This window comes from Comamonas guangdongensis (assembly GCF_041079535.1).
GTDB classification, from domain to species: Bacteria; Pseudomonadota; Gammaproteobacteria; order Burkholderiales; family Burkholderiaceae_C; genus Comamonas; species Comamonas guangdongensis.
The window spans coordinates 16,827-41,234 of the sequence record NZ_JBFYGN010000008.1; the positions used below are offsets into that span (position 1 = coordinate 16,827).

Consider the following 24,408-nt stretch of genomic DNA (forward strand, 5'->3'; position numbering starts at 1 on the left):
GCTTGTTCCATCAGCGCTGTCAGCTATCAAGAAAGCCAGCAGCGGCAGCGTTGCTGGCTTTTTTGTTGCGCCTGGCACTGGCCCAAAACAGGGGCTGAGCTAAAGTCCTTGGCAGTTCATAGAGCGCCGCACGCCCCGACCATGTTTCTTGCCATTCCTCTTGAGAACAAGCCGTCGTGGCGCTCCCCGCCCTGGATGACGGTGCTGCTCATCGTCGTCAACTGCCTGATCTTCTGGGGCTGGCAGGCCCCCGAGGAAGCGGCCGTGGAGCGCGCGGGCGCGCAATACGCCCAGACCGCGCTGCCCCGCATGGAGCTGCCGCTGTTCCTGACCTATCTGCAGCAGCAGGCGGCCCAGGGCACGGCGCGCTATGAACGCCATACCGTGGAGGCCGCCCAGAGCCTGTACCAGCACCAGGCCTATGCCCAGCTGTATGCGCTGATGTGGCAGGAGAAGAAATTCCGCCAGCGCCTGCTCGACGGTCAGGTCATCACCGCCGGCCATCCGCGTTACGCGCAGTGGCGCGAGGCGCGCGCCGCGTTTGCGCCGCAGGAGCCGCGCAGCGGCTTCACCGAGCGCTGGTCCATGAGCTATGAGCCCGGCGCGGGCTGGCAGCCGCTGCAGGCCTTCACCTCGATTTTCTTGCACGGCGGCACCGGCCACTTGCTGGGCAATATGGTGTTTCTGTTCCTGTTCGGCTTCACGCTGGAGATCGCGCTGGGCGCCTTCACCTATCTGGCCTTCTATGTGATCGGCGGTGTCGGTGCCTCGCTGTTCGCGCTGCAGTTCTATGCGGGCATGGGCGGCTATGGCCTGGGCGCCTCGGGCGCAATCTCGGCGCTGATGGCCATGTATGCGGTGATGTACCGCATGCGGCGCATACGCTTTTTCTACATGCTGCTGTTCTACTTCAACTACGCCACCTGGCCCGCGCTGGTCATGCTGCCGGTCTGGATGGGGGTGGAGCTGCTGCAGCACCTGTGGGGCGGCAAGCAGGTGGCCTATATGGCTCACTTTGGCGGCCTGCTGACGGGCGCCGTGCTGATGTGGGCCTATATGCGCCTGCAGGCCGTGGAAGCCCCCTTCAACGCGGCGGAACAGGCCAGGGCCGCCGCCAAGCCGCTGGCCGATGCCGTGACCAAGGCCCAGCGCTATACCGAGGCCCTGGACTTTGACCGCGCCGCGCCGGCCTGGCGCCAGGCCGCGCGCCTGGCGCCCACGGACCCCGACATCCTGCGCGCCTGGTTCGAGAGCGCACGCCATCATCCGGGTGGCGAGGATTTTCATGCCGCGGCAAGGCGCATCTTCAAGCTGCCGGCCACCACGGATGCCGAGCGCCAGCTGCAGCTTTCCAGCTACCGCAGCTACCAGGAGCGGGCCAGGCCCGGCATGCGCATCAGCGTCGACACCATGCATGGGCTGGTGCGCAGCTTTGTGCGCCTGGGCGCCCTGGCCGAAGCGGAAAAGCTCTGCCAGTCGCTGCGCCAGAGCGCCGAGCACCCGCAGTGGCCCGCCACCCTGCTGCTGCTGGTCAACGGCCTGGCCCAGGCCGGCCGCGTGCAGGAGGCCAAGGCCTGGCTGCCCATGCTGCAGCAGCTGGCGCCCGGGGAGCCGGTGACGCGCTGGCTGGCCCAGCAGGGCTGAGCCCGCAGCCTAGGCCTTGGCGCCAAGCTTCTCCAGCTCTTCGCGCAGCATCCATTCCGCCTCCTGGGTGCTGGCGTGATCGGGGAACAGCCGCTTCATGCGCATATACACATGCACGGCCTGTATCGGCTGGGCCAGGCCCTGGTGGAAGGCGCGCACCGCCAGCTCCAGCATGGACGGCACCAGGGCACTGCCCGCATAGCGCTTGTCGGCGTCCTGGGCCAGCAGCAGCACGTATTTGGGCTTGCCGACCCGCCAGGCCTGCTGCGCCAGCTCGTAACAGGCCTCGGCGGAGTCCGGCCTGAAGCCGGGCTTGCGCTTGACGCAGCTCACCCAGGCCTCCAGCGCCTCGCCGCTGCGCTGCTGGGCGATCAACAGGGGGATGAAGCGCTGCGCATGGTCGGCCAGCGCATCCGCGCTCTCGGTCAGCTTGAGCACGCGGAAGTAGCGGCGCTGATCGGGCAGGCTTTGATGATCCTCGCGCTGCCATTCGCGCGCCTGGCTCAGGGCCTCGTCCATCTTGTTGCCCTGCACCAGCTGCGCCACCACTGCATCGCGGCGCTTGGCTTCCTGAGCCGCGGGATCGAACTGCACCGTGGCCGGCCCATCGGGAGCCTGCACGGGATCGATGTCCAGAGCCGCATGGTGCTGGTACATGACATAGCCGATCATGGCCGCCATCACCCAGGTGAAATAAATCACCACAAAACTCATCAGGGGCAGGACCAGCGCCGGCGCCGCCACCTCGAGCAGCATCAGCATGACCATGGGCGAGCCCTGCTGCAGCAGGAACAGGAAGAAACACAGCAGCAGATAGGATTTGCCGATTCCGAAAATCGTCGCCAGCAACTCAAAAGGATTGATGGCCGAACTCAGGCTGTTGGTATTGATCAGCACCATCCAGGTCGCGGGAATCAGAAATGCCACGACCAGATTGGCCACTACGCCCAAGCTCACGCTGCGGCTGGCAAGAAAACCCACAAAAATACCAAATACAAACAGCACGCCGAAGAATTTCCAGGGCAACCATTTCCAGTCCTCGTCGACCTGGCTGCTGCGGAAATCCGAGCTATGGGTAATGCCGCGCGAAGCCAGCGCCGAAACCTTGAAGGCATAGCGGCTCACGGCCAGCATCAGCCCCAGGCCCACCGCGAATATCCCGATAAAGCCCAACATCAGGCCGTAGCTGCACGCGGACAGCAGCAGCGCATAAAGCAGTGGCTCCGCCTGCAACGGGAATAAAAAGAAGCTATTGAGCTTTTGCCAGAACGGCGGGATTTTCCATTCGGAAGAATCCCCTGAATGGCGCACGCCATGTATTGAATTCAATGTCTTTACTCCCCACTTTGCTTTATGGCCGGGTCGCAAACCGTAAAACCTGGTTTGTCCTGTTCCCATTCATTCTTATATTGCCGAGTCTTTCCCCTGCTCAGCAGGTTTATCTGATTCTGAATCAGAACCATGTTTTTACCGATAAATACCGAATTTTTATCGGCAAATTGATTTTCTTTTCGCAAAAAATCTGCTTATTCTCCCTGACTTGGAGCCGCTATTGCGGCGCGGCGCTTTAACCGCCACACTGCGAACCAACCCCACGTTTTGCTGCCATGGCCGTACATGCCTCCACCACTACCACGCTGATCGTGCTGCTGCCGCTGCTGGCCTGGCGACTGCGCTCACGCTACAAGCGGCTGATCGGTCGTCAACGCACCAACCCATACCGGCCCTGGGTGGTCATGGGTATTTACGCGCTGCTGCTGGGCCTGCTGAGCCGGGCCGTCTGGGGCCAGACGCCTGCGCTACAGGCGCTGGCCGGCGGTCTTGGCGCGGGCTGGCTGCTGGCATGCTGGGCCTGGCGGCAGACCCGGCTGGAGCCCACACCCCAGGGCCTGTACTACACGCCCCACACCCATCTGGGCATTGCGCTGCTGGCGCTGTTCCTGGCGCGCATCGCCTGGCGGGTGGTCGAGATCATCTGGCTGCTGCCCGAATCCCAAGCCTGCCTACATGCTTTTGTGGCCAGCCCCTTGACCATGGCGGTGTTCGGCCTCATGGCCGGGCATAACACCGGCTATGCGCTGGCCCTGTTCCTATGGCGCCGGCGCGTGCTTGCGGCCAGGCGCGCACGCGAGAGCGCCCCGTAGCACCCGCCTATGGCCCCGGTGACAGGCCGCGGGCCGCCGAACGCTTAAAGTGGTCTCCGTTTTTGGAGACCACTGAATGATTCATAGCGCCAATGCACGCAGCAGCAACACCCCTTACCAGGTCACCCTGAGCGATGGCCAGGGCCACACCTGGCATGCCGACGAACCCCTGGCCGACGGCGGCGCCGACACGGCGCCCAACCCCATGCAGCTCATGCTTTCGGCCCTGGGCGCCTGCACGGCCATCACGCTGCATATGTATGCGGGCCGCAAGCAATGGCCCCTGACCCATGTGGATGTGAACCTGCAGCTCAATCCCGATGGCAAGCCCATCGATGGCCACCAGATCAAGCGCAGCATCACCCTGCACGGCGGGCTGGATGACGAGCAGCGCCAGCGCCTGCTGCAGATCGCCAATGCCTGCCCCGTGCACAAGCTGCTCGAAGGCAAGGTGGAGATTCCCAGCAGCCTGACCTGAACTTGCCGCCCCATGAAAAAAGCCCTGCAGCAAAAACTGCAGGGCTTTTTGCCGGGCGCAGCGAATGCGCTTACAAACTGATCTCCAGCGCGCCGATTTCCGCATAGTACTCAAACTCGCGCTTGGCCAGATAGGTGGTCTCGGGCTGCTGGTCCTTGCCGCTCCATGACAGCACATAGCTGGCGATGGCCGTATCCACCGCCATGACGGTGCCGACCGGAATGATCTCGGATGGGCCGTCGCCCACGCGATGCTCGACCTTGCCGGTCACACGCGCCTGGAAATGCTCAGGGTAAATCTGGACCTCGACAGCCGAGATCTGATTGCCCTGGGTGGTGTGTTCGCTCATGACTTTTCCTCTTGCCAGAGTTGGGTGGAGCCGCCGACGAAATCAGCGACCGCTGCAACCGCCGCAGACGGTTCATGCCTTCAAATTAACCGGTTCACACAGCTGCTGCTGTAAGCCAACTAGCGCGGGTGTAACCGTGTGCAAGGCGTCGGAGCATTCTGCGGCCCGATTGCGCTAAAACCGTGTTTCCACGCACACTCAAAGCCCTTGCCGTCAGGATTTGTCATGAGTGAATCAAAGCCCTTACAACGTCTGCCCACCCGCATCGCCGATGTGGGCGGCATACCCATCCACCGCGCCATCCCCCAGCGCAGCTTGCGCAAAGTGGGCGCCTGGTGTTTTCTCGACCATGCGGGCCCGGCCGAGCCGCCGCCGCCCGGCATGCAGGTTGGCCCTCACCCGCATATAGGCCTGCAGACCTTTACCTGGATGATTCGCGGCGAAGTGCTGCACCGCGACAGCCTGGGCAGCGAGCAGATCATCCGCCCCGGCCAGGTCAATCTGATGACCGCAGGCCGCGGCATCGCGCATTCGGAGGAAAGCCAGACCACCCATGTGCACGCGGCCCAGCTGTGGATTGCCCTGCCGGACAGCCACCGCCATATCCCGCCGCGCTTCCAGCATTACCCCGAGCTGCCCAGGACCCGGGTGGGCGACTTCGACGCCACCGTGCTCGCGGGCGAGGCCCTGGGCCTGAAATCCCCCGCCGAGGTATACACGCCGCTGATGGGCGTGGACCTGCATGCCTCTGACCAGGCAGCGCCCGCGCGGGCCCGCCTGCCGCTGCGCCAGGACTTCGAGCATGCGGTGATGAGCCTCTCGGGCCATGTGAAGGTGGAAGGCCAGCACCTGCCCGAGCAGGAGCTGATCTATCTGCCCGCAGGCACCGGGGCCGTGAACCTGGAATGCGCGCCCGACAGCCGCCTCATCGTCATCGGCGGCGAGCCCATGGATGAGGCCATTCTGCTGTGGTGGAACTTTGTCGCCCGCACCACCGAGGAAATGCAGCAGGCCCGCGCCCAGTGGGAAGCCGAAGCCGTCACGGATGCGGCCACCATCGATGGCCAGCCGCGCCGCTTCGGCCCGCCCGTCGCTTCGCCGCTAAAGGCCTTGCACGCGCCATCGCTGGAGGGCGTCTCGCTGCTCGCCTCGCGCTGAGCCGATCGCTGCGGCGATATTCATTTCGCACCAAATTGGTGCGAAATGAATTCGATATTTTCACAAAATCACGAACTTTAAATCAAATTTCATGATTTTTATCGACTTTTAAAGACATCAAAATCTGCCGCCGGCTGCTCCAGTGACGTTATGCCTAAAACGTTTGGACTCATGCAGATCTTGCTTTCATAATGCGGGCCAACGCCCTGGCCACGAGAACGCGACCGCCGCTTTTTCGACCAGGGCGTTGCCACGTCCGGTGTTTGCGCACCTGGCCCCTCAACTCTGGAATCAAGAAAGCAGATCCAATGCGTCAAGAACATGACTTCATCGGCATCAAGACCATCCCTCCCGACGCTTACTGGGGCGTTCATTCCGCACGCGCAGTGGAGAACTTCCCCATCACCGGCCTCTCGCTCGCCCACATGCCCGAGCTGATCCGCGCCTATGCCTTCGTCAAAAAAGCCGCCGCCCAGGCCAATCTGCAGTTCGGCGCCATCAATCTCAAACAAGCCACCGCCATTTCCCAAGCCTGTGATGACCTGATTGCCGGCCAGCTGCACGAGCAGTTCGTGGTCGACGTCATCCAGGGCGGCGCTGGCACCTCCACGAACATGAATGCCAACGAGGTGATCGCCAACCGTGCCCTGGAGCACCTGGGATTGCCCAAAGGCAGCTATGAGGTGATCCACCCCAACGATCACGTCAACGCCTCGCAAAGCACCAACGACTCCTATCCCACGGCCGTCAAGCTCGCCACCTATGCTGGCATCCAGAAGCTGCTGATCGCCCTGGCCGAGTTGCGCACAGCTTTTGAAGCCAAAGCCGGCGAATTCGCCCATATCCTGAAAATCGGCCGCACACAACTACAAGACGCCGTGCCCATGACACTGGGCCAGGAGTTCACCGCTTTTGCGGCCATGATTGCCGACGATGAAAAGCGTTTGCGCGAGTCCGCCTATCTGATGACCGAGGTCAACATGGGCGGCACGGCCATAGGCACGGGCATCAATGCACCCGTGGGCTATACCGATGTGGTGATCCGGGCCCTGGCCGAGATTTCGGCCGTCCCCGTCGTCAAGGCCGGTGACCTGATTGCCGCCACCGGCGATACCGGTGCTTTTGCCGACATCTCCGGCATCCTGAAGCGTGTTGCGGTCAAGCTCTCCAAGATCAGCAACGACCTGCGCCTGCTGTCTTCGGGCCCTCAGGCCGGTGTGGCCGACATCAAGCTACCCGCGCGCCAGGCCGGCTCGTCCATCATGCCGGGCAAGGTCAACCCCGTGATCCCCGAGGTGATGAACCAGGTCTGCTTTGAGGTGATAGGCAACGACGCCGCCATCACCATGGCCGTGGAAGCCGGCCAGCTGCAGCTCAACGCCTTCGAGCCGCTGATGGCCTGGGCGCTGCACAAGAGCCTGAGCCACCTGGCCAGCGCCTGCAAGACGCTGCAGCTTAACTGCGTGGAGGGCATTGTGGCCAACGAGGGACTGCTGGATGCGCGCATCGCCGAATCCGTGACGCTGGTGACGGCGCTGAACCCGCTGATCGGCTACGAAAAAGCCGCCCAGATCGCCAAGGCCGCGATCGCCAACGGCAAGCAGATCGCCGTGGTGGCCGAGGAGCTGGGCATCATGAGCGAGGCCGAGATCAAGAAGCTGCTGGTGGCCGACAAGCTGACCCAGGCCGGGGCGCTGACCGCGGCCTGAGCCCGCCGCTGGCCATACAAAAAGGGCATGTTCGCGATGCACATGCCCTTTTGATTCAGATATGGTTTTGGTAGCTATCAGCGCCAGTACTCAAAGGGCTTCAGCCCCGCAACCTGCTCAAACCGCCGCCGCGTTCTCGGCGCTGGAATCATCCACACCGCGCACGCTTTCACGCAGATTCTTGTCCTTGAGCTTGCCCAGATCGGTCTCCACCGCACGGCGCAGCTTTTCGATCGCGGCGCTGAATGCATCCTTGACCTTTTCCGCCTCCGCATTCACGGCGATGGGAGGTCGGCCCGTGGCCCGGGTCTCGAGCACGCAGCGCTTACCGGGGCCGCCCGTGGACTTGAGGGCATCCACGCCCGTGAGGAAGACCTCTACACGCACCACATATTCCTTCAGGCGGGCCAGCTTGGCATTGATTTCCTCCTGCGCCCATTGAGCCAGAGACTCACCACCCTGGATGGAATCGTCGGCATGAACCTGTACTTGCATGCAAATCCTCCTAGTCACCAAATGCCGCAACCGCTGCGGCGAAAAGTTGTCGGGGCGCCTTGCCAGGCGGAGCGCATCACACACTCCTGAAGCAGACGAGATCATCGTAACGCCAGAACCCCGATCTGCCCATCCTCGCTTGTTACGCTCGTAAAAGACAGGGGCTTTGCCTATTGTGCGCAGGCCTGGCGCCGCTGGCGACGGGCGCCGGGACTATCTGGGCGGCTCTTGATCCAGGGCAGAAATCCGCGGCCGCCGGCCTCGGGCGGCCCGGTGCTTACGCCGGTGACCGTCAGTTACCGCCGGCCTTGCGCTCGGGCTCGCTCACGAAACCGATGCGCGTCAGACCCGCGGCATGGGCCCAGCCCATGATCTGCACCACGCGGCCATAGGGCACGCTGGTGTCGGCGCGCAGTTGCACCTCGGCCTGCGGGTTGCGCCGCCCCAGCTCCTGCAATTGCTGCTGCACCGCAGCATCCTCGGTGGCCGCGCCCTGGATCCAGATCTCGCCCTGAGGATTCACCTCCACCGTCAGCGCATCGCTTCCGGCCTCGGGAGCCTGCCGGGTGACCGCCTGGGCCTTGGGCAGCTGCACCCTCAGCGTGGCCGCCAGCATGGGCGCCGCCAGGATGAAGATCACCACCAGCACCAGCATCACATCCACCAGAGGCGTGACGTTGATGCTGTTGATGGGAGCGTCCGCGCCCTGGCGGCTGTTCATGCGTCCGAATGCCATGATCGCTAGGCCTCAAGCATCGGCGCCGAATTGCGCCTGGAGGTCATGGGCAAAGCCTTCGAGCAGCGCCTCCAGCGTGCTCGCCGATCGGCCCAGCAGGTTGTAGGCCAGCACGGCCGGCAAGGCCACGGCCAGGCCTGCGGCGGTCATGACCAGGGCTTCGCCGACCGGGCCGGCCAGCTGGGCAATATCCACCTGGCCGCTGCCCGCCAGCGTTCCCAGCGCATGGTGAATGCCCCAGACCGTGCCCAGCAGACCCACGAAGGGCGCCGTCGCGCCTATCGTGGCCAGCAGGGTCTGCCCCCACTGCAGCTGGCTGGCCGCCATGCCCAGCGCCGCGCGCAGGCTGCGCATCAGACGCTGCGCCCGCGCGGCGCTCTGTGCCAGCGTGCCGCCCGAAGCCTGGCTGCCACCGCCCTGCGCTGCCGCATCGGCCATGGGCTGCACCAGGCCATGGCGGTCCAGCGCCTTGACCTGGGCCTGGGCCCGGGCCACATCGGGCATCTGCCAGAAGGCATCCACCGCGCGCGGCACGCTGGCGCGCGCCACGGCCATGAACCAGAGCTTGTAGAGGATGACCACCCAGCTGACCACGGACATCAGCAGCATCACCGCCGCCGTGCCCCAGGTGACCGCATCGCCTTCCGCCAGCCATTGCCACAATCCTGCAGACATTGCCTACCTCACTCCAAAAACAGCAAGGGGCCATCGCGGCCCCTTTGCAATCAGCGCCTCAACGCAGCTTCAGCACATCGTACATATCGTACTGGCCGCTCTTCTTGTCGGCCAGATAGGCCACGGCGCGCAGGCTGCCGTTGGCGTAGCCGGCGCGGCTGCTGGACTTGTGCGCGATCTCGATGCGCTCGCCCGTGCCCGCGAACAGCACGGTGTGGTCGCCCACGATATCGCCGCCGCGCACGGTGGCAAAGCCGATGGAGTCGGCCTTGCGCTCGCCCGTGTGGCCGTAGCGCTCGTAGACGGCGCGGTCGGCCAGCTGGGTGCCCTGGGCTTCGGCAATCACCTCGCCCATCTTCAGGGCCGTGCCCGAGGGCGCATCGACCTTGTGCTTGTGGTGGGCCTCGACGATCTCGATGTCGTAGCCGCCCTGTTGCAAGGCCTTGGCCGCCATCTCCAGCAGCTTGAAGGTCACGTTCACGCCCACGCTCATGTTCGGCGAGAGCACCACGGCGGTCTTCTCGGCGTATGCGGCGATCTGGGCTTTCTGCTCGTCCGAGAAACCCGTCGTGCCGATCACCACCTTCACGCCCAGCTCCGCGGCCACGGCCAGATGGCCCATGGTGCCTTCGGGGCGGGTAAAGTCGATCAGGCAGTCGGCCTTGGACAGGGCCGAGCGCACATCGCTTTCAATCTGCAGGCCGCTGGGCTTGCCCAGAAAAGCCGAGGGGTCGGAGCCCAGGGAGGGGCTGTCCGGCAGGTCCAGTGCGGCAGCCAGCACGCAGTCGCCGCTGTTCAGAATCGCCTCGATCAGCATGCGTCCCATGCGTCCGGAAGCTCCTGCCACGGCAACGCGCTGACGGATAGGGGTAGTGGTGGTGGCTGCAGTCATGGCGCTATCACTTGGTCAAATGAACAGACGACCGCCGGCTCGGCGTGCCGTCCTTAAAAAGAGAGCATCCCGCGCTTGTTGCAAGCCGGGATCATGGAGTTCTGAGGCTTAACGCGATTCCAGCGGCGGATAGCTGGTGGCGGCCGGTGCGGCATTGCTGCCGGCCTGGTCTGCGTCCTCATCGGGCTTGCGCGGCGGGTATTTGGCCAGTTGGGCCTCGGTGGCTTCCAGCTGCGGCACCTTGGGCTTGCCCTTCATGCCGTTGAGGCTGGCCACGAACTCGGCCTCCGAAGGCATCTCGTCGCCTTCGGCACGCACGAAACGGTCTCCGTCAAAGAACACGGTGAGCTTGCGCACCTGGGGGTCGACATCGGGGCGCTTGATGGTGAACACATATTCCCAGCGGTCGGCGTGGAATACGCTGGTCACCAGCGGCGTGCCCAGGATGTCGCGGATCTGCTGGCGGCTCATGCCGGGCTGCAGTGCGGCGACCTGTTCCTTGGACACGAAATTGCCCTGTACCACGTCCACCTTGTAGGGCGTGACGACATTGGCGACTCGGTGCGCGACCCCATCGATACTGGAGCAGCCGGCCAGTGCCGCTGCGATTGCCAACGTCAGGGCCAGACCTGCGCGGCTACGGGCTTGAACATGCATGGGTAATGGCATAGGGATATGATCAGGTTCATTGTAGCGGCAGGCCCTGCCAGCCCCCGTAGATTCCCGCGCACTGCGTGTAAAGGTTTTTCTGCGCGGGCGCGCTTGCGCCTTCTGATGTGCCAACAGTCCACCAAGAGATACAGACATGAAGAATATTGATGAACTCAAAAGCACAGGCCTCAAAGCCACTCTGCCGCGTCTGAAAATCCTGGAAATCTTCCAAAAGGGCGCGCAGCGCCATATGACGGCCGAAGACGTGTTCCGCGTGCTGCTCGATGAACGCTCGGACATAGGCCTGGCCACGGTCTACCGCGTGCTGACCCAGTTCGAGCAGGCCGGCATTCTGATCCGCAGCAACTTCGAAAGCGGCAAGGCGGTCTATGAACTCAACGAAGGCCAGCACCATGACCACTTTGTCTGCACCAGCTGCGGCAAGGTCGAGGAGTTCTACGATGCCGAGATCGAAAAGCGCCAGAACCTGATCGCCAAGGACAAGGGCTGGGTGATCCAGGACCACTCCATGGCCTTGTACGGCCAATGCGCGGCCTGCGCGGCACGCAGCGCCAGATAAGGCGCAGCGTGTCCAGGGCGGGGCAAGGCAGGCATGCCTTGCCCTTTTTACGTTTTGTGCCCGCTTCTTTACATCGCCAGACATCGCATCAAGCCAATATTCAGCCGGGCAGCCTATGCTGCGCTCATTCCCGGGAGCTGGAGGAGGCTTGTCGATGCAGCTGGCGCGCATATTCCCCATCAAGAGTCTGGCCGGCCTGGCCGCTGCCGTTCTGACGGCCTGTGCGCCGCTGGCACCTGCGGGCAGGCTTAGCCCGCAAGCCCTGGAGACGCTGGACAGCAGCCATCTGCCCGACCGGCCCGGCGAGCTGCAGCGCCAGCAATGGCTGGACCGGGTCACCTGGGGTGCAACGGACCGCGATGCCGCCCAGCTGCAGCAGCAGGGCCTGAAAAAATGGCTGGCCGAACAGCTGACCCCGGCCGCGGCGCCCATGCCCGCGCCGGTCCAGCAGCGCATCGATGCGCTCACCATCAGCCAAAAGCCCATGGCGCAGATCCAGCGCGAGATTGCCGAGCAGCGCCAGGCCATACGCCAGGCCCAGGACCCCGACGAAGCGGCCAGGCTCAGGCAGGAGGTGCAAAGACAGCTCAACCAGCTTGGCGCCGAAGCGCAGAAGCGCCAGATCTGGCGTGCGCTGTATTCGCCGCAGCAGTTGCAGGAGCAGATGACCTGGTTCTGGATGAACCATTTCAACGTCAGCACGCGCAAGGGCGAGGTTCGCCTGTGGGTGGGCGACTATGAGGAGCAGGCCATCCGTCCCCATGCGCTGGGCCGCTTCCGCGACCTGCTGGCCGCCAGCATGCGCCACCCGGCCATGCTGCTGTACCTGGACAATGCCAGCAACGCCGCCGGCCACATCAACGAAAACTATGCGCGCGAGCTGCTGGAGCTGCACACCATGGGCGTGGGCAGCGGCTACACCCAGGCCGATGTCCAGGCCATGGCCCATGTGCTCACCGGCGTGGGCTTTAGCACCCGCGACGCCGATGCGCCGCCGCCCAGGCTGCGCCCCGAGCGCCAGGCCGACTATCTGCGCCGGGGCTTTTTCGAATTCAACCCCAACCGCCACGACTACACGCCCCAGGTCTTTCTGGGCCAGCCCCTACACAAAAGCGGCATGGCCCAGGTCGACGAGGCGCTGGACCGCATCGTGGCGGCCCCGGCCACCGCAGGCTTCATAGCGCGCAAGCTGGCGGTGTACTTTCTCGGCGACGACCCGCCTCCGGCGGCCGTGGAGCGCACGGCACAGGCCTTCACGCGCAGCCATGGCGACATCGCCGCCACCCTGGCCAGCCTGCTGACGGCGCCCGAGGCCATGAATTTCGGCCGACGCTTCAAGGATCCGGCCCACTATGTGCTGGGCTCCATACGCCTGGCCTACGACCAGCGCCTGGCCAGCGATGTCGGCCCCATACAGGCTTGGCTCAACCAGCTGGGCGAGCCTTTGTACGGCCATGAAACGCCGGACGGCTATCCGCAGGCCCAGTCGGACTGGTCCAGCTCCGGCCAGATGAACAGCCGCTTTGAAGTGGCCCGGCAGATAGGCACGCGCGGCGCCGTGCTGTTCCGCGGCAGCCCGCAGGAGCCGCTGGAAAAACCGCCCTACCCGGACCTCGCCCAGCGGGCCAGCGTCCAGGCCCGCCTGCCAGCCCTTGGCGCCCCCACGCGGGCGGCCCTGGCACAGGCCAGAAATCCCGCGGACTGGAACACCTACTTCCTGTCCGCGCCCGAGATGATGTTCCGCTGAAGCGGTGCCCAGGAGTCCTCAATGCAAAGACGTCATTTTCTCGGTCTGGGCGCCGCTCTGCCCCTGGCCTGCCATCTGGGCCAGGGCCTGGCCGCGCCCCTGCAGGCCAGCTCGCCACGTTTTCTGCTGGTGTTTCTGCGTGGCGCCTATGACTGCTGCAATCTGCTGGTGCCCACCCACAGCGACTTCTATTACCAGGCCAGACCCACGATTGCGATTGCCCGGCCCGGTGCGGCCAATGGCGCGCTGCCTCTGGGCCCGGACTGGGGCCTGCACCCGGCCCTGCAGGCCAGCCTGCTGCCTTTGTACGCACAGGGCCAGGCCTGCTTTGTGCCGTTCGCAGGAAGCAATGATCTCTCGCGCAGCCATTTCGAGACCCAGGACTCCATAGAGCTAGGCCAGCCGCTGGAAGGCGGCAGAAGCTTTCAATCCGGTTTCATGAACCGGCTGGCCCAGTTGCTGCAGCAGGACCGCCAGCGCGGCACGACGCCCATGGCGTTCACCGCGCAGCTGCCGCTGTGCATGCGCGGCAGCGCCCAGGTGGCGAACATGGCGCTGGCTTCGGTGCGCAAGTCGGCCGTGGACGGCAACCGCAGCCAGGTCATTGCCTCCATGTACCAGGGCTCGGCGCTGGACGCATCGGTACGCGAGGGCTTTGCGGTGCAGAGCGCCGTGCAGCGCAGCGTGCAGGAGGAAATGGATCAGGCTGGGCGCAATGCCATCAGCGCCAGGGGCTTCGGCCTGGTGGCCCAGCGCATGGCCCACCTGATGCGCGATCAGTTCGACCTGGGCTTTGTCGATGTGGGCGGCTGGGACACCCATGTGAATCAGGGCGGCGCCAGCGGCAATCTGGCCAACCGGCTCGGCGAGCTGAGCCAGGGCCTGGCGAGCTTTGCCGAGGCCATGGGGCCCGAGACCTGGCGCCATACCGTGGTGGCCGTGATCAGCGAATTCGGCCGCACCTTCCGCGAAAACGGCAACCGGGGCACGGACCACGGCCACGGCACGGCCTACTGGTTTCTGGGCGGCGGACTGTCGGCCCAGGCGGGCGGCAAGATCGTGGGCGAGCAGATCGAAGTCAGCGAAAAAGCGCTGTTCCAGAACCGCGACTACCCCGTGCTCAACGAATACCGTTCGGTGCTCGGCGGCCTGTTCGCGCGCATGTATGGCTTGAGCGAGCAGCAGGTGCAGCAGATCTTTCCGGCCTCGCAGCCGGGCAAGTTGCAGCTGGTCTAGAACGACTCGCCGCTTTCCATGGCGCGCCGGTGGCGCATCACGAATTCCTGGTAGGTGTCGATGCCGCGCAGCTGCAGGATGGCGTTGCGCACCGCGGCTTCCACCAGCACGGCGATATTGCGGCCCGCCACCACCTGGATCACCACCTTGCGCACCGGCACGCCCAGCACGTCCTGGGTCAGCGGCTCGGCCGGCAGGCGCTCGTATTCGCGCTCCATGGTTTCCTTGCGCACCAGATGCACGATGAGCTTGAGCCGCATCTTGCGGCGCACCGCCGTTTCGCCAAAGATGGAGCGCACATCCAGCAGGCCTATGCCGCGCACCTCGAGCAGGTTCTGCAGCAGCTCGGGACACTTGCCTTCGATGGTGGTCTGGTTGATGCGGTACAGGTCCACCGCATCGTCGGCCACCAGACCGTTGCCGCGCGTGACCAGCTCCAGCCCCAGCTCGCTCTTGCCCAGGCCCGATTCGCCGGTGATCAGCACGCCCATGCCCAGAATGTCCATGAACACGCCGTGCATGGTGAGGCGATCGGCAAAGTGCTTGGACAGATAGGCGCGCAGCACGTCGATCACGAAGGCCGACTGCTCCTTGGTGGTGAACAGCGGAATATGCGCGCGCTCGCACATGGAGATCAGCTCGTCGGGCGCTTCCTGCCCGTCGGCCAGCACCAGCACCGGCGGCTCCAGCGTGACGATGCGCGCAATGCGGCGCAGGCAGTCCTGCGAGGTGGCGTTCGTCAGATAGGCGATTTCACGCTCGCCCAGCACCTGCAGGCGATAGGGGTGGATGTAGTTGAGATAACCCACCAGATCGGCGCCCGAGCGGGCCGAGCGCACGGCCATCTCGTCGAAGCGGCGCTCCGAGGCTCCCAGGCCCGCGATCCACTGCCAGCGCAGACTGGAATTGCGAAATGCCTCGAACAATACGTCGGCGCTGATGGCGCTGGGTCTCATGGCAAGGCCCTGAAGATGGCTGAAAAGAAGAGGCTTAGACCAGCGGCGCGGCCGAAGACTGCCAGCTGGCGATCATGCCGTGCAGCAGTTGGGCATCGCTGCTGGACTTCAGGCGCTCGCGCAGCTGGCTGTCGCTGAGCAGCTCGGCGATCTCGGAGAGTATCTCCAGATGCTTTTGCGTCGCCGCTTCGGGCACCAGCAGGAAGATCAGGAGGCCCACGGGTTGTTCGTCGGGTGCATCGAAGCCTATGGGATTGGCCAGCTGAAACACCGCGGCCATGGGAGCCGTCAAGCCCTTGATCCGACCATGGGGAATGGCGACACCATGCCCCAGACCGGTGGAGCCCAGGCGCTCGCGGGCGAACAGGCTGTCGGTAATCAGGGCACGAGACAGTCCATGCAGGCTCTCAAAAAGCAAACCCGCTTCCTCGAAAGCGCGTTTCTTGCTGGTGACATCAACGCTCACGAGCACTTGAGCGGCGGGAAGGATAGAGGCTAGGCGATTCATGGTGTGATCAACAATTATGCACCGCAGCGCTGAAAACCGTGGGGAAACCCTGATCACCATCAAAAACCGCCCCGTAGGGCGGCGTTTTTGGCGTTGTAACAAGGCGACAGCCTTGCAACAAACCGGCGCAAACGCTGTGCCTGCGCCTCGCTGTCATCAAACTGACACCCCGGCCACCTGCAGATCCGTGGCACTCAGACGCTTGGCGGTGACCGCCCGCCCGCCCTGCTGGCGGGTCTTGTAGCGCATCACGGCGCGGTCCAGCTTGTCCGCCAGCGCATCCACGGCCGCATACAGGTCGAAGTGCTGGGTTTCCACGAACAGGTCCTGTCCCTTGACGCGCACCGTGCAACCGGCACGCTGGCGTTTGTCTTTTTCCTTTTGCTTGTGGACCGTCAGCAAGACCTTCACGTCCACGACCTGATCGAAATGCCGCAGGATGCGTTCCAGCTTTGCCATCACGTAACTGCGCAGTGAGGGAGTGACCTCCAGGTGATGCCCGCTAATCGTCAGATTCATAACAAAACACTCCTTAGCTCTCGGTAAAACCGCTGCGGGCCATGGCCGTCCATGGCTACCCGCAGCCCTGCAGTTCGGAATGCGCATTCGTCGTTGCCTGCGAATCCACTATGCGCCCGGCCTGCGGCAAAGGCAACGGAAACGCGCGGATAGCGCAGGCCGGCACGGGGCCTTAGGCCCCGATTTGGTGCTTGCAGGGTTTGGGCGCACAATGGTCGGCTTTGAATTTCACGTAAGCCTTGTCCTACGTGCAATCCACCCTCCGGCAGGGGAGCCGGTGCAAAGACCGTGCCGCTCGCGGCAGGCCTAGGCACCGGTAAAATTGCGTTTTTACGCAGCCGCTTTTTCCGCCTGCGACGCTGGCAGCCCTTGGGGCCTCAGGCGCCCGCCGACCGACTGCATCGCCTGAACTGCCAGACAGCCTCCTATCCGACCATGACCACCCAGTCTTCTGCTCTGCACACTTCCAACATTGCCTCGCTGCCTTTGCTCGCGCGCGGCAAGGTCCGCGACAACTATGCCGTGGGCGATGACCGCATCCTGATGGTGGCCTCCGACCGCCTGTCGGCCTTTGACGTGATCATGGGCGAGCCCATTCCCGGCAAGGGCGTGCTGCTGACGCAGATGGCGCTGTTCTGGTTCGACAAGCTGGGCCATATCTGCCCCAACCACCTGACCGGCGAAGCCCCCGAGTCCGTGGTCAAGCCCGAGGAGGTCAAGCAGGTCGCGGGCCGCTCCATGCTGGTCAAGCGCCTCAAGCCGGTGCTGATCGAGGCCGTGGTGCGCGGCTATCTGGCCGGCAGCGGCTGGAAGGAATACCAGGAATCGCAGGCCGTCTGCGGCGTGAAGCTGCCAGCCGGCCTGACCAATGCGGCCAAGCTGCCCGAGCCCATCTACACCCCGGCCGCCAAGGCCGAGATGGGCGACCATGACGAGAACATCACCTACGAGCGCACCGTGGAAATGGTGGGCGAGAAGCTGGCCGCCCAGATCCGCGACACGGCCATCCGCATCTACCAGGAAGCGGCCGAGATCGCCCTGACCAAGGGCATGATCATTGCCGACACCAAGTTCGAGTTCGGCCTGACCGAGGACGGCACCCTGGTGCTGATGGACGAGGTGCTGACCCCCGACAGCTCGCGCTACTGGCCCGTGGAAGGCTATGCCGACGCGCTGGCCAAGGGCGAGAACCCGCCCAGCTACGACAAGCAGTTCGTGCGCGACTGGCTGGAGCAGGCCCAGGTCAACGGCAAGGCCTGGGACAAGAAGGCTCCCGCGCCCCGCCTGCCCAAGGAAGTGATCGACAAGACCGCTGCCAAGTACCGCGAAGCGCTGGATCGTCTGACCGCCTGAGCGATCAATTCCTGAAAACCAAAGGCCCCCGGACAAAAAATCCGGGGGCCTTTGTTTTGATAGCTACCCGCGCCTGCAGACAAATGAACTCAGCTTGAAATACCGCTGAATCCCTTTATCATGGTGCGCCAGCAGCTATGTTTTTAGTGGTGGTGACCGTGGCCGCCATGCACATGGCGGTGCTCGATTTCTTCGGACGTGGCCTCGCGCACTTCGTCGACCACGCAGCTGAAGCGCAGCGCCAAGCCGGCCAGGGGGTGGTTGCCGTCCAGCAGCACCTCGGGGCCCTTGATCTTCACCACGTTGTAGATCTGGGGCAGGCCCTGGTCGTTGGTGCCGCGCAGCTGGCCGCCCACCTTCACGCCCGCGGGGAACTCGCCCTTGGGGATGGTGCGCTTGAGGCTTTCGTCACGCTCGCCGAAGGCGTCTGCCACGGCTAGGTCCACGGTGACGGTATCGCCCTTCTGCTTGCCGTCCAGAGCGGCTTCCACCTTGGCAAAGATGTTGTCGTAGCCGCCATGCAGATAGGCCACATCGCCCTTGTCCAGCAGTTTGACGGCCACGCCGCCCGCGAGCAGCTCGTGAATCTTGTAGTTGATGGTGACGGCGGTGTCTTTGGTGATGTTCATGGCTTGCATCTGATCAAAACAAAGCCGCCACGACCTGGAGTCGTGGCGGTCAGGCCGACATTGTGTCAGCGATTGAAGTCCCGGCGGACAGCGGTCTTTCTCAGCGCGTCGGCGCCTCCGGCTGCAGATCGTCCTCGGCCGCCCCCGGATAGCGCGCAAAGCGCCGGTTCTCGGCCCCGTGCACCGGGTCGTTCTGCTGCCAGGGCCAGCCGCCGAACTCGGTGCGCCGGTAGTCCTGCATGGCCTGCATGATCTCCTGCTGGGTGTTCATCACGAACGGGCCGTACTGCGCCACGGGCTCGCCGATGGGCCGGCCCTGCAGCAGCAGCAGCTCCACCGTGTCGCCGCCGGTGTTGACCAGCTCCAGGTCGCTGTGCGCGGCTATATGCATGGCCTGGTGGCTCTCCACGTCCTGGCCGGCGATCTGCAGGCTCTGGCCCACGAAGAAGTAGAGCATGCGGTGCGTCCCCTCGCCCTTGGCGCGGGGCATGGTCCAGCGCGCGCCGCTCTCCAGCGCCAGCGTCCAGATGGCCACATCGCCCTCGGACTGCGCGGCCCAGGACTCGGGCGGCGGCATCAGCGGCCGCTCGGTGCCCGGCAGCTCACCGGCCACCACGGTGACCGTGGTCTTCTTGCCGGTCGCATCGGCATGCTCCAGGCGCGGAATGCGCTCGTTCCAGAACATGGTGAAGTGCGGCGCCACCATCTTGCTGCGCGCGGGCAGGTTCAGCCAGATCTGGAACAGCTCCAGCGGATTGGGCCGGTCGGCGTTGAGCAGCGGGAACATCTCCGAGTGCTGTATGCCCTTGCCGGCCGTGAGCCACTGCACATCGCCGCCGCCGAAGCGCGCGGCCGCGCCCAGCGAGTCGGAATGGTCGATCAGCCCCTTGCGCACCAGGGTCACGGTCTCGAAGCCGCGGTGCGGATGGCCGGGAAAGCCCGGCACGCTGTCGCCGTGGTACATCGAAAAACCGTCTTTGGCGCTGAAATCGCTGCCCATTTCACGGCCTTCGAGCTCCACGGCCTGCACGCCCATCTTGCCATCGCTGGCCGGATAGCTGTCGTCGTGATGGGCACAGAACAGAAACGGGTCCAGGCAGGGCCAGCGCGGCCCCAGCGGCGCGCTTTCGAGAATCGGGTTGCTCATGGGTTCTCCTTGATGGCCCGCGCTTCGGGCGCGAGCCGATGGCAGGAATATGCAGGCATTCGCCGGCAATCAAAGACACCATGGCTGGGACAGTGAGCCGCGTTTTTGCAACGCTGGGCGGGCTCAGCCGCGCAGCGGCACGTTCAGACCCTTCTGCACGGCCGGCCGGGCCTCGAAGGCGCCCAGCACGCGCTGCAGCTCGGGGAAGTTGTTCCAGCCCACGAGCTCGCCCGCGTTATAGCCCGTGGGCAGGGTGATGTTGCGCACCCAGGGCCAGATGGCGATATCGGCGAGGGTGAAGCTGTCGCCCATGATCCACTCGCGGCCCTGCAGGCGCTGCTCCAGCACGCCCAGCAGGCGCCGGGATTCGTGGACATAGCGGTCGCGCGGGCGCTTGTCCTCGAAGTCCTTGCCGCCGTATTTGTGGAAAAAGCCCACCTGGCCGAACATCGGCCCCACGCCGCCCATCTGGAACATCAGCCACTGCAGGGTCTCGTAGCGGGCCACGGGATCGGCAGGCAGCAGCGGACTGGCGCTTTTCTCGGCCAGGTAGATGAGGATGGCGCCCGACTCGAACAGGACCAGCGGCTTGCCGCCCGGGCCCTGCGGATCGATGATGGCCGGTATCTTGTTGTTGGGGAAGGTGCCCACGAACTCGGGCGTGAGCTGGTCGTGGGTCTCGAAGCTGACCAGATGCGCCTCGTAGGGCAGCTGCATCTCCTCCAGCGCGATCGACACCTTCACCCCATTGGGCGTGGGCAGCGAATACAGCTGGATGCGGCCCGGATGGCGGGGCGGCCATTTGCGCGTCACGGAATAGCCGGCGAGTGGCGAATTCTGAGTCATGGGATTCCTTGGAAACAATGCCTGGGACAGAAGGCCATCCTAACGGCAGAGCCCCAAGCCCGTGTGCCGCGGGCCATGCAGGAACCGGCCTACGCAAATCTGCGTACCCGCCACAGCCCCCTGAGCCGCGCGCGGGCACGTAGCATGTCGGCTGAATCCACCAAGACCTTTTGCATGCCCAGCCTGCCCCCTATCGCCCGCAACCCGCTCTCCAGCCTCCACCGCCGCCAGGCCTTGAATCTGGGCGCCGCGCTGGCGGCCGGGCTGTGGCTGGGCGCCGATGCCCGGGCCGCGGGCTTTCCGCAGCGTTCGCTCTCGGTCATCGTGCCCTATGCGCCGGCCGGCGGCGTGGACATCGTCGCGCGCCTGGTGGCCGCGCCCATGGGCGACATCCTGGGCCAGCCCGTGGTGGTCGACAACCGGCCCGGCGGCGCCACCAATATCGGCATGAACGCCGTGGTCCGCGCCGCGCCCGACGGCTACACCCTGCTGCTGGCCTCGAACACGCTGACCACCAGCAAGGCGCTGCACCCCAGGCTGCGCTTCGACCCGGCCAGCGACCTGAGTCCCGTAGGCCTCATCGCCGAGGCGCCGCTGGTGCTGGTGGTCAATGCCCGCTCCCCCCACAAGACCCTGGCCGAGCTGGTGGCCGCGGGCCGGAGCCGGCCCGGCGCGATTTCCTACGGCACGGCCGGCGCGGGCAGTTCGGGCCATATGGCCAGCGCCCAGCTCGAGCATGCCGCGGGCTTCCAGGCCGTACGCGTGCCCTACAAGGGCGGCGCCATGGCCATGACCGACCTTCTGGGCGGGCGTCTGGACTTCATGGCCACCAACCCGCTGGAGGTGGCCGGCCATGTGAACAGCGGCACGCTGCGCGCGCTGGCCATGCTCAACCGCGACGGCTCCCCGCTGCTGCCCAAGGTACCCACGGCCCGTGCGCAAGGCCTGGACCTGCAGGCCACGGTCTGGTGGGGGCTGGTCGCGCCCAGGAAGACGCCCGCGCCGCTGATCCAGACGCTGAACGAGGCGCTGAACAAAAGCCTGGCCACGCCGGCCGTCACCCAGACGCTGTCGGACATGGGGGCCACGCTCAGGGGCGGCACGCCGGCCCAGTGTGCCGGTTTCATCCAGGCCGAGACCCGCAAGCTGGCCGAGGTCATACAGGCCACCCATATCCGCGCCGACTAGCCACGCCGGCGCTCACGCGGCCCGGGCCGCGCACAGCTGCTGCCAGAACATCTGCACGCAGGGCAGGCTTTCGTCCTGGCGGCAGACCATGGCGATGCGCGAGTGGCGCGCCGCATCGGCCAGCGGCCGCAACACCACGCCCGGCGGGCAGATGCTGGCGTAGACGCTGGGCACCACCGAGACCCCCAGGCCCGCGGCCACCAGGGCCAGCATGGTGGCCGTTTCGCGCGCGGGCTGGGCGATGCGCGGCACAAAGCCGGCCTCGCTGCACAGCGCCAGAATATGCTCGTGCAGGCCGCCGCCGAGCACGGCCGGGTGCAGCACGAAAGCCTGCTCGGCCATGGCCTGCAGCGCCAGCGGCGCGCCGGACCTGGCCTGCTCGTGCGCGGCCGGCAGGGCCAGCATCAGCTCGTCGCGCCACAGCGTGCGCTCGCGGATGGGCAGGGGAATGCGGAAGGCCGGCGAAGGCCGCATAAAGCCCAGATCTATCTGCCCGGCCGCCAGCGCCGCGATCTGCTCGCCCGTGGTCATGTGCTGCAGGTCCAGCTCCACCTGCGGATAGCGCTGGCGGAACTCGCCCAGCAGGCGCGAGAAGTCCGCGAACAGCGGCACCGAGGCCGTGAACGCGATGCGCAGCCGCCCGGCCAGGCCCGAGGCCGCCATGCGGCACAGCTCGCCGGCTTGCCGGTGCAGCGCCACGATCTGCCGCGCCTTGTCCTGCAGCAGCAGGCCGGCCGGCGTCAGCGCCACCGCGCGGCGCGAGCGCTCGAACAGCTGTACCCCCATCTCCCGCTCCAGCAGGCGTATCTGCTGGCTCAGCGGCGGCTGGCTCATGTGCAGGCGCTGGGCCGCACGGCTGAAGTTCAGCTCCTCGGCCACGGCCAGAAAACAGTTCAGGCGGCGCAAATCCATAAAACGAAATTCATATCAGGTTCAGACGCAAACAGTATTGGACGCTGCGAGCGCGGACCCACACAATGCGCGCAGCCCGGACCGCTATCGCAAGCATAGTGCGCCGCGCATGTTCCACAAGGCTTTCCACCCTGTATTGGGCCTAACAAGAATTTCCCAGGAGACAGACATGAAGACCTCGCTCACCACCGCCGCGCCGCTCTGGGGCCGCCGCGCCCTGTTGCTGGGCGCCTTGCTGCTGGCCGCGGGCTGCGCCCAGCAGCCGACGGTCGCCCCCAGCCAGGAGCCCGTGCGGCTCATGACCTCGGGCGGCTTCACGGCGGCCCACAAGCTGCTCGCACCCCAGTTCACGGCGCAGACCGGCATTGCCGTGGAATCGGCCTACGGCTCGTCCATGGGCGCCTCGCCCACCTCCATTCCCAACCGCCTGAGCAAGGGCGAAAAGGCCGATGTGGTGATCCTCGCGCGCGGCGCGCTGGACCAGCTCGCAAGCCAGGGCCTGGTCAGGCCCGGCACGCAGATCGATCTGGTGCGCTCGGCCGTGGGCGTGGCCGTGAAAAAGGGTGCCCCCATCCCCGACATCAGCACCGAGGACAAGCTGCGCCAGGTGCTGCTGGGCGCCAAGAGCATCGCCTACTCGGCCAGCGCCAGCGGCAGCTATTACGAAACCCAGATGCTCAAGAAGCTGGGCATAGAGGACCAGGTCCTGCCCAAGAGCCGCAAGATCGTGACCGAGCGCGTGGGCACCATCGTGGCGCGCGGCGAGGCCGAGATCGGCCTGCAGCAGGTCAGCGAGCTGCTGCCCATCGCCGGCATCAGCTATGTGGGCACGCTGCCCGACTCGGTCCAGCACTACACCGTCTTCTCGGCCGGCACGGCCAGCAGCTCGACCAACCCGCAGGGGTTGGAGCAGCTGCTCAAGTTCTACACCTCGCCCGCGGCCCACAAGGCCATACGCGACACCGGCCTGGAGCCGATCGCCGCGCCGCGCTGAGCCGCCGCGGCAAAGCAAAAAGCCCGCCGGCCATGCTGGCCGCGGGCTTTTCTGTTTCTGCCGTCCCGGCTCAGGGAGTCTGGGACTTGGCCTTTTTCTGCACCAGGGCCACCGTCAGCCCCTGGGGGGTCACGGTGATGGCGCCGGGCTCCATGGCCAGGGCATCCACGAGCGCCAGATCCTTGTCCTGCAACTGGTAGAGCACGACCTGGCCCAGGGCCTGCTCGGCCAGAGCCGTGGCATAGGTGGCCAGCATATCGCTCATGGCCGGAGCCAGGCCGTTCATCTCCAGGCTGTTGACCTTGATCTGGTGGGCGCGCAGCGTACGGTCCGTGGGCTCATAGCGCAGCGCGAAATCCACATTCAGCTGGCCGTTGTATTTTTCCTTGAGCACCTTGCCGCTGAGCTCGGCCGGGATCACCGCGTTGAGCATATTGCGCTCGGGCACCAGGTTCAGCTGCGGCGCCGTCAGATCCAGCTGCAGCAGACCCGCGACGGGAAACTGCTTGGGAAAGCGCCGGGACACCATCTCCTGCAGCTTCTGCTGGCTCACACTCACGCTGCTGGGCACCGTCTTGCCCGAGCAACCCGCGGCCGCCAGACCCGCGCCAGCCACCGCCATCATCAACCATGAGCGCCGATTCATCACAACAGCCCGACTCCGTAAATTACTCAAACCCTGAACCGCGAAAGCGGTTGAAAATTCAGCGCATTGCGCTATGTTTTTTGAAAGCCTCATTCTCTCTCCGGCCGCTATTCCCCAGAGTCCCCATGGGTGAATGAAGTTCCCGCATTTGATGCGCTTTTGCCTTCAAACCGCAGGTATCTTTAACGCGGCAGGCGCCGGCGGGTTGACGCTGCC

At 65.2% G+C, this 24,408-nt stretch carries 26 protein-coding genes; 11 read left to right on the forward strand and 15 right to left on the reverse strand.

Features of this window, described 5'->3' with window-relative positions; all coding sequences use genetic code 11:
- Positions 1–141 precede the first annotated feature (141 nt).
- Complete coding sequence (locus AB6724_RS08850) at positions 142–1,644, forward strand: rhomboid family intramembrane serine protease (RefSeq protein WP_369338151.1); 1,503 nt, start codon at positions 142–144, stop codon at positions 1,642–1,644.
- Between the two features lie 9 nt (positions 1,645–1,653).
- Here AB6724_RS08850 and AB6724_RS08855 read toward each other — a convergent pair whose 3' ends face one another.
- Complete coding sequence (locus AB6724_RS08855; RefSeq protein ID WP_369338152.1) at positions 1,654–2,820, reverse strand: tetratricopeptide repeat protein; 1,167 nt, start codon at positions 2,818–2,820, stop codon at positions 1,654–1,656.
- A gap of 431 nt (positions 2,821–3,251) precedes the next feature.
- Here AB6724_RS08855 and AB6724_RS08860 point away from each other — a divergent pair, with 431 nt between their 5' ends.
- Both AB6724_RS08860 and AB6724_RS08865 read left to right on the forward strand, forming a co-directional pair.
- Positions 3,252–3,788, forward strand: a complete 537-nt coding sequence (locus tag AB6724_RS08860) for a CcdC protein domain-containing protein (RefSeq protein WP_369338153.1) — start codon at positions 3,252–3,254, stop codon at positions 3,786–3,788.
- 76 nt (positions 3,789–3,864) lie between these two features.
- Positions 3,865–4,266: an OsmC family protein gene (locus AB6724_RS08865; protein ID WP_369338154.1), complete on the forward strand. Its 402-nt coding sequence runs from the start codon at positions 3,865–3,867 to the stop codon at positions 4,264–4,266.
- A gap of 70 nt (positions 4,267–4,336) precedes the next feature.
- Here AB6724_RS08865 and AB6724_RS08870 read toward each other — a convergent pair whose 3' ends face one another.
- Positions 4,337–4,615, reverse strand: coding sequence for a hypothetical protein (locus AB6724_RS08870; RefSeq protein WP_369338155.1), 279 nt, complete (start codon positions 4,613–4,615; stop codon positions 4,337–4,339).
- 225 nt (positions 4,616–4,840) lie between these two features.
- Between AB6724_RS08870 and AB6724_RS08875 the strand changes: the two genes are divergently transcribed.
- Positions 4,841–5,773: a pirin family protein gene (locus tag AB6724_RS08875; protein WP_369338156.1), complete on the forward strand. Its 933-nt coding sequence runs from the start codon at positions 4,841–4,843 to the stop codon at positions 5,771–5,773.
- 308 nt (positions 5,774–6,081) lie between these two features.
- Positions 6,082–7,482 (forward strand): aspartate ammonia-lyase, encoded by a 1,401-nt coding sequence (locus AB6724_RS08880; protein ID WP_369338157.1) that lies wholly within the window; start codon positions 6,082–6,084, stop codon positions 7,480–7,482.
- Between the two features lie 117 nt (positions 7,483–7,599).
- Here AB6724_RS08880 and AB6724_RS08885 read toward each other — a convergent pair whose 3' ends face one another.
- The 5 genes from AB6724_RS08885 to AB6724_RS08905 form a co-directional block, all read right to left on the reverse strand.
- Positions 7,600–7,977 (reverse strand): HPF/RaiA family ribosome-associated protein, encoded by a 378-nt coding sequence (locus AB6724_RS08885; RefSeq protein ID WP_369338158.1) that lies wholly within the window; start codon positions 7,975–7,977, stop codon positions 7,600–7,602.
- Between the two features lie 292 nt (positions 7,978–8,269).
- Positions 8,270–8,713 (reverse strand): ExbD/TolR family protein, encoded by a 444-nt coding sequence (locus tag AB6724_RS08890; RefSeq protein ID WP_369338159.1) that lies wholly within the window; start codon positions 8,711–8,713, stop codon positions 8,270–8,272.
- A 12-nt stretch (positions 8,714–8,725) separates the two neighbouring features.
- Positions 8,726–9,388, reverse strand: a complete 663-nt coding sequence (locus AB6724_RS08895; RefSeq protein WP_369338160.1) for a MotA/TolQ/ExbB proton channel family protein — start codon at positions 9,386–9,388, stop codon at positions 8,726–8,728.
- 58 nt (positions 9,389–9,446) lie between these two features.
- The gene (gene dapB / locus AB6724_RS08900) at positions 9,447–10,280 is read right to left on the reverse strand and encodes a 4-hydroxy-tetrahydrodipicolinate reductase (protein ID WP_369338161.1); all 834 of its coding nucleotides are present in this window, start codon (positions 10,278–10,280) and stop codon (positions 9,447–9,449) included.
- A gap of 108 nt (positions 10,281–10,388) precedes the next feature.
- On the reverse strand, positions 10,389–10,937 hold the full coding sequence (locus AB6724_RS08905) for an outer membrane protein assembly factor BamE (RefSeq protein ID WP_369338162.1): 549 nt from the start codon (positions 10,935–10,937) through the stop codon (positions 10,389–10,391).
- Positions 10,938–11,085: 148 nt separating this feature from the next.
- On the opposite strand from AB6724_RS08905, the gene fur reads away from it, so the two are divergent.
- From fur to AB6724_RS08920, 3 genes are all read left to right on the forward strand, one after another.
- The gene (gene fur, locus AB6724_RS08910) at positions 11,086–11,511 is read left to right on the forward strand and encodes a ferric iron uptake transcriptional regulator (RefSeq protein WP_369338163.1); all 426 of its coding nucleotides are present in this window, start codon (positions 11,086–11,088) and stop codon (positions 11,509–11,511) included.
- 154 nt (positions 11,512–11,665) lie between these two features.
- Positions 11,666–13,258: a DUF1800 domain-containing protein gene (locus tag AB6724_RS08915; protein WP_369338164.1), complete on the forward strand. Its 1,593-nt coding sequence runs from the start codon at positions 11,666–11,668 to the stop codon at positions 13,256–13,258.
- A 21-nt stretch (positions 13,259–13,279) separates the two neighbouring features.
- On the forward strand, positions 13,280–14,494 hold the full coding sequence (locus tag AB6724_RS08920; RefSeq protein WP_369338165.1) for a DUF1501 domain-containing protein: 1,215 nt from the start codon (positions 13,280–13,282) through the stop codon (positions 14,492–14,494).
- Here the strand turns inward: AB6724_RS08920 and hprK are convergent.
- The 3 genes from hprK to hpf all read right to left on the reverse strand — a co-directional run bounded on the left by hprK (position 14,491) and on the right by hpf (position 16,477).
- Entirely contained in the window at positions 14,491–15,450 is a 960-nt protein-coding gene (gene hprK / locus AB6724_RS08925; RefSeq protein ID WP_369338166.1) for an HPr(Ser) kinase/phosphatase, read from the reverse strand. The two genes, AB6724_RS08920 and hprK, sit on opposite strands and share 4 nt — an antisense overlap.
- 34 nt (positions 15,451–15,484) lie before the next feature.
- Entirely contained in the window at positions 15,485–15,958 is a 474-nt protein-coding gene (locus AB6724_RS08930; protein ID WP_369338167.1) for a PTS sugar transporter subunit IIA, read from the reverse strand.
- A gap of 156 nt (positions 15,959–16,114) precedes the next feature.
- Positions 16,115–16,477, reverse strand: coding sequence for a ribosome hibernation-promoting factor, HPF/YfiA family (gene hpf / locus AB6724_RS08935; protein WP_369338168.1), 363 nt, complete (start codon positions 16,475–16,477; stop codon positions 16,115–16,117).
- A gap of 435 nt (positions 16,478–16,912) precedes the next feature.
- On the opposite strand from hpf, the gene AB6724_RS08940 reads away from it, so the two are divergent.
- Complete coding sequence (locus AB6724_RS08940; RefSeq protein WP_369338169.1) at positions 16,913–17,830, forward strand: phosphoribosylaminoimidazolesuccinocarboxamide synthase; 918 nt, start codon at positions 16,913–16,915, stop codon at positions 17,828–17,830.
- 143 nt (positions 17,831–17,973) lie between these two features.
- Here the strand turns inward: AB6724_RS08940 and AB6724_RS08945 are convergent, their stop codons facing one another.
- From AB6724_RS08945 to AB6724_RS08955, 3 genes are all read right to left on the reverse strand, one after another.
- The gene (locus tag AB6724_RS08945) at positions 17,974–18,459 is read right to left on the reverse strand and encodes an FKBP-type peptidyl-prolyl cis-trans isomerase (RefSeq protein ID WP_369338170.1); all 486 of its coding nucleotides are present in this window, start codon (positions 18,457–18,459) and stop codon (positions 17,974–17,976) included.
- A gap of 100 nt (positions 18,460–18,559) precedes the next feature.
- Complete coding sequence (locus tag AB6724_RS08950; protein ID WP_369338171.1) at positions 18,560–19,606, reverse strand: pirin family protein; 1,047 nt, start codon at positions 19,604–19,606, stop codon at positions 18,560–18,562.
- A 123-nt stretch (positions 19,607–19,729) separates the two neighbouring features.
- Positions 19,730–20,452 (reverse strand): glutathione S-transferase N-terminal domain-containing protein, encoded by a 723-nt coding sequence (locus AB6724_RS08955; RefSeq protein WP_369338172.1) that lies wholly within the window; start codon positions 20,450–20,452, stop codon positions 19,730–19,732.
- 174 nt (positions 20,453–20,626) lie between these two features.
- On the opposite strand from AB6724_RS08955, the gene AB6724_RS08960 reads away from it, so the two are divergent.
- Positions 20,627–21,640, forward strand: a complete 1,014-nt coding sequence (locus AB6724_RS08960) for a Bug family tripartite tricarboxylate transporter substrate binding protein (protein WP_439329848.1) — start codon at positions 20,627–20,629, stop codon at positions 21,638–21,640.
- A gap of 12 nt (positions 21,641–21,652) precedes the next feature.
- Here the strand turns inward: AB6724_RS08960 and AB6724_RS08965 are convergent, their stop codons facing one another.
- On the reverse strand, positions 21,653–22,552 hold the full coding sequence (locus AB6724_RS08965; RefSeq protein ID WP_369338174.1) for a LysR family transcriptional regulator: 900 nt from the start codon (positions 22,550–22,552) through the stop codon (positions 21,653–21,655).
- Positions 22,553–22,721: 169 nt separating this feature from the next.
- Here AB6724_RS08965 and AB6724_RS08970 point away from each other — a divergent pair, with 169 nt between their 5' ends.
- The gene (locus AB6724_RS08970; protein WP_369338175.1) at positions 22,722–23,546 is read left to right on the forward strand and encodes a substrate-binding domain-containing protein; all 825 of its coding nucleotides are present in this window, start codon (positions 22,722–22,724) and stop codon (positions 23,544–23,546) included.
- Positions 23,547–23,616: 70 nt separating this feature from the next.
- Here AB6724_RS08970 and AB6724_RS08975 read toward each other — a convergent pair whose 3' ends face one another.
- The gene (locus AB6724_RS08975; protein WP_439329849.1) at positions 23,617–24,147 is read right to left on the reverse strand and encodes a DUF1439 domain-containing protein; all 531 of its coding nucleotides are present in this window, start codon (positions 24,145–24,147) and stop codon (positions 23,617–23,619) included.
- Positions 24,148–24,408: the final 261 nt, after the last annotated feature.

Coding starts and splice junctions, on each gene's coding strand:
- AB6724_RS08850 (WP_369338151.1), top strand. CDS start 142: ATGTTTCTTGCCATTCCTCTTGAGAACAAGCCGTCGTGGCGCTCCCCG.
- AB6724_RS08855 (WP_369338152.1), bottom strand. CDS start 2,820: ATGTTGGGCTTTATCGGGATATTCGCGGTGGGCCTGGGGCTGATGCTG.
- AB6724_RS08860 (WP_369338153.1), top strand. CDS start 3,252: ATGGCCGTACATGCCTCCACCACTACCACGCTGATCGTGCTGCTGCCG.
- AB6724_RS08865 (WP_369338154.1), top strand. CDS start 3,865: ATGATTCATAGCGCCAATGCACGCAGCAGCAACACCCCTTACCAGGTC.
- AB6724_RS08870 (WP_369338155.1), bottom strand. CDS start 4,615: ATGAGCGAACACACCACCCAGGGCAATCAGATCTCGGCTGTCGAGGTC.
- AB6724_RS08875 (WP_369338156.1), top strand. CDS start 4,841: ATGAGTGAATCAAAGCCCTTACAACGTCTGCCCACCCGCATCGCCGAT.
- AB6724_RS08880 (WP_369338157.1), top strand. CDS start 6,082: ATGCGTCAAGAACATGACTTCATCGGCATCAAGACCATCCCTCCCGAC.
- AB6724_RS08885 (WP_369338158.1), bottom strand. CDS start 7,977: ATGCAAGTACAGGTTCATGCCGACGATTCCATCCAGGGTGGTGAGTCT.
- AB6724_RS08890 (WP_369338159.1), bottom strand. CDS start 8,713: ATGGCATTCGGACGCATGAACAGCCGCCAGGGCGCGGACGCTCCCATC.
- AB6724_RS08895 (WP_369338160.1), bottom strand. CDS start 9,388: ATGTCTGCAGGATTGTGGCAATGGCTGGCGGAAGGCGATGCGGTCACC.
- dapB (WP_369338161.1), bottom strand. CDS start 10,280: ATGACTGCAGCCACCACCACTACCCCTATCCGTCAGCGCGTTGCCGTG.
- AB6724_RS08905 (WP_369338162.1), bottom strand. CDS start 10,937: ATGCATGTTCAAGCCCGTAGCCGCGCAGGTCTGGCCCTGACGTTGGCA.
- fur (WP_369338163.1), top strand. CDS start 11,086: ATGAAGAATATTGATGAACTCAAAAGCACAGGCCTCAAAGCCACTCTG.
- AB6724_RS08915 (WP_369338164.1), top strand. CDS start 11,666: ATGCAGCTGGCGCGCATATTCCCCATCAAGAGTCTGGCCGGCCTGGCC.
- AB6724_RS08920 (WP_369338165.1), top strand. CDS start 13,280: ATGCAAAGACGTCATTTTCTCGGTCTGGGCGCCGCTCTGCCCCTGGCC.
- hprK (WP_369338166.1), bottom strand. CDS start 15,450: ATGAGACCCAGCGCCATCAGCGCCGACGTATTGTTCGAGGCATTTCGC.
- AB6724_RS08930 (WP_369338167.1), bottom strand. CDS start 15,958: ATGAATCGCCTAGCCTCTATCCTTCCCGCCGCTCAAGTGCTCGTGAGC.
- hpf (WP_369338168.1), bottom strand. CDS start 16,477: ATGAATCTGACGATTAGCGGGCATCACCTGGAGGTCACTCCCTCACTG.
- AB6724_RS08940 (WP_369338169.1), top strand. CDS start 16,913: ATGACCACCCAGTCTTCTGCTCTGCACACTTCCAACATTGCCTCGCTG.
- AB6724_RS08945 (WP_369338170.1), bottom strand. CDS start 18,459: ATGAACATCACCAAAGACACCGCCGTCACCATCAACTACAAGATTCAC.
- AB6724_RS08950 (WP_369338171.1), bottom strand. CDS start 19,606: ATGAGCAACCCGATTCTCGAAAGCGCGCCGCTGGGGCCGCGCTGGCCC.
- AB6724_RS08955 (WP_369338172.1), bottom strand. CDS start 20,452: ATGACTCAGAATTCGCCACTCGCCGGCTATTCCGTGACGCGCAAATGG.
- AB6724_RS08960 (WP_439329848.1), top strand. CDS start 20,627: ATGCCCAGCCTGCCCCCTATCGCCCGCAACCCGCTCTCCAGCCTCCAC.
- AB6724_RS08965 (WP_369338174.1), bottom strand. CDS start 22,552: ATGGATTTGCGCCGCCTGAACTGTTTTCTGGCCGTGGCCGAGGAGCTG.
- AB6724_RS08970 (WP_369338175.1), top strand. CDS start 22,722: ATGAAGACCTCGCTCACCACCGCCGCGCCGCTCTGGGGCCGCCGCGCC.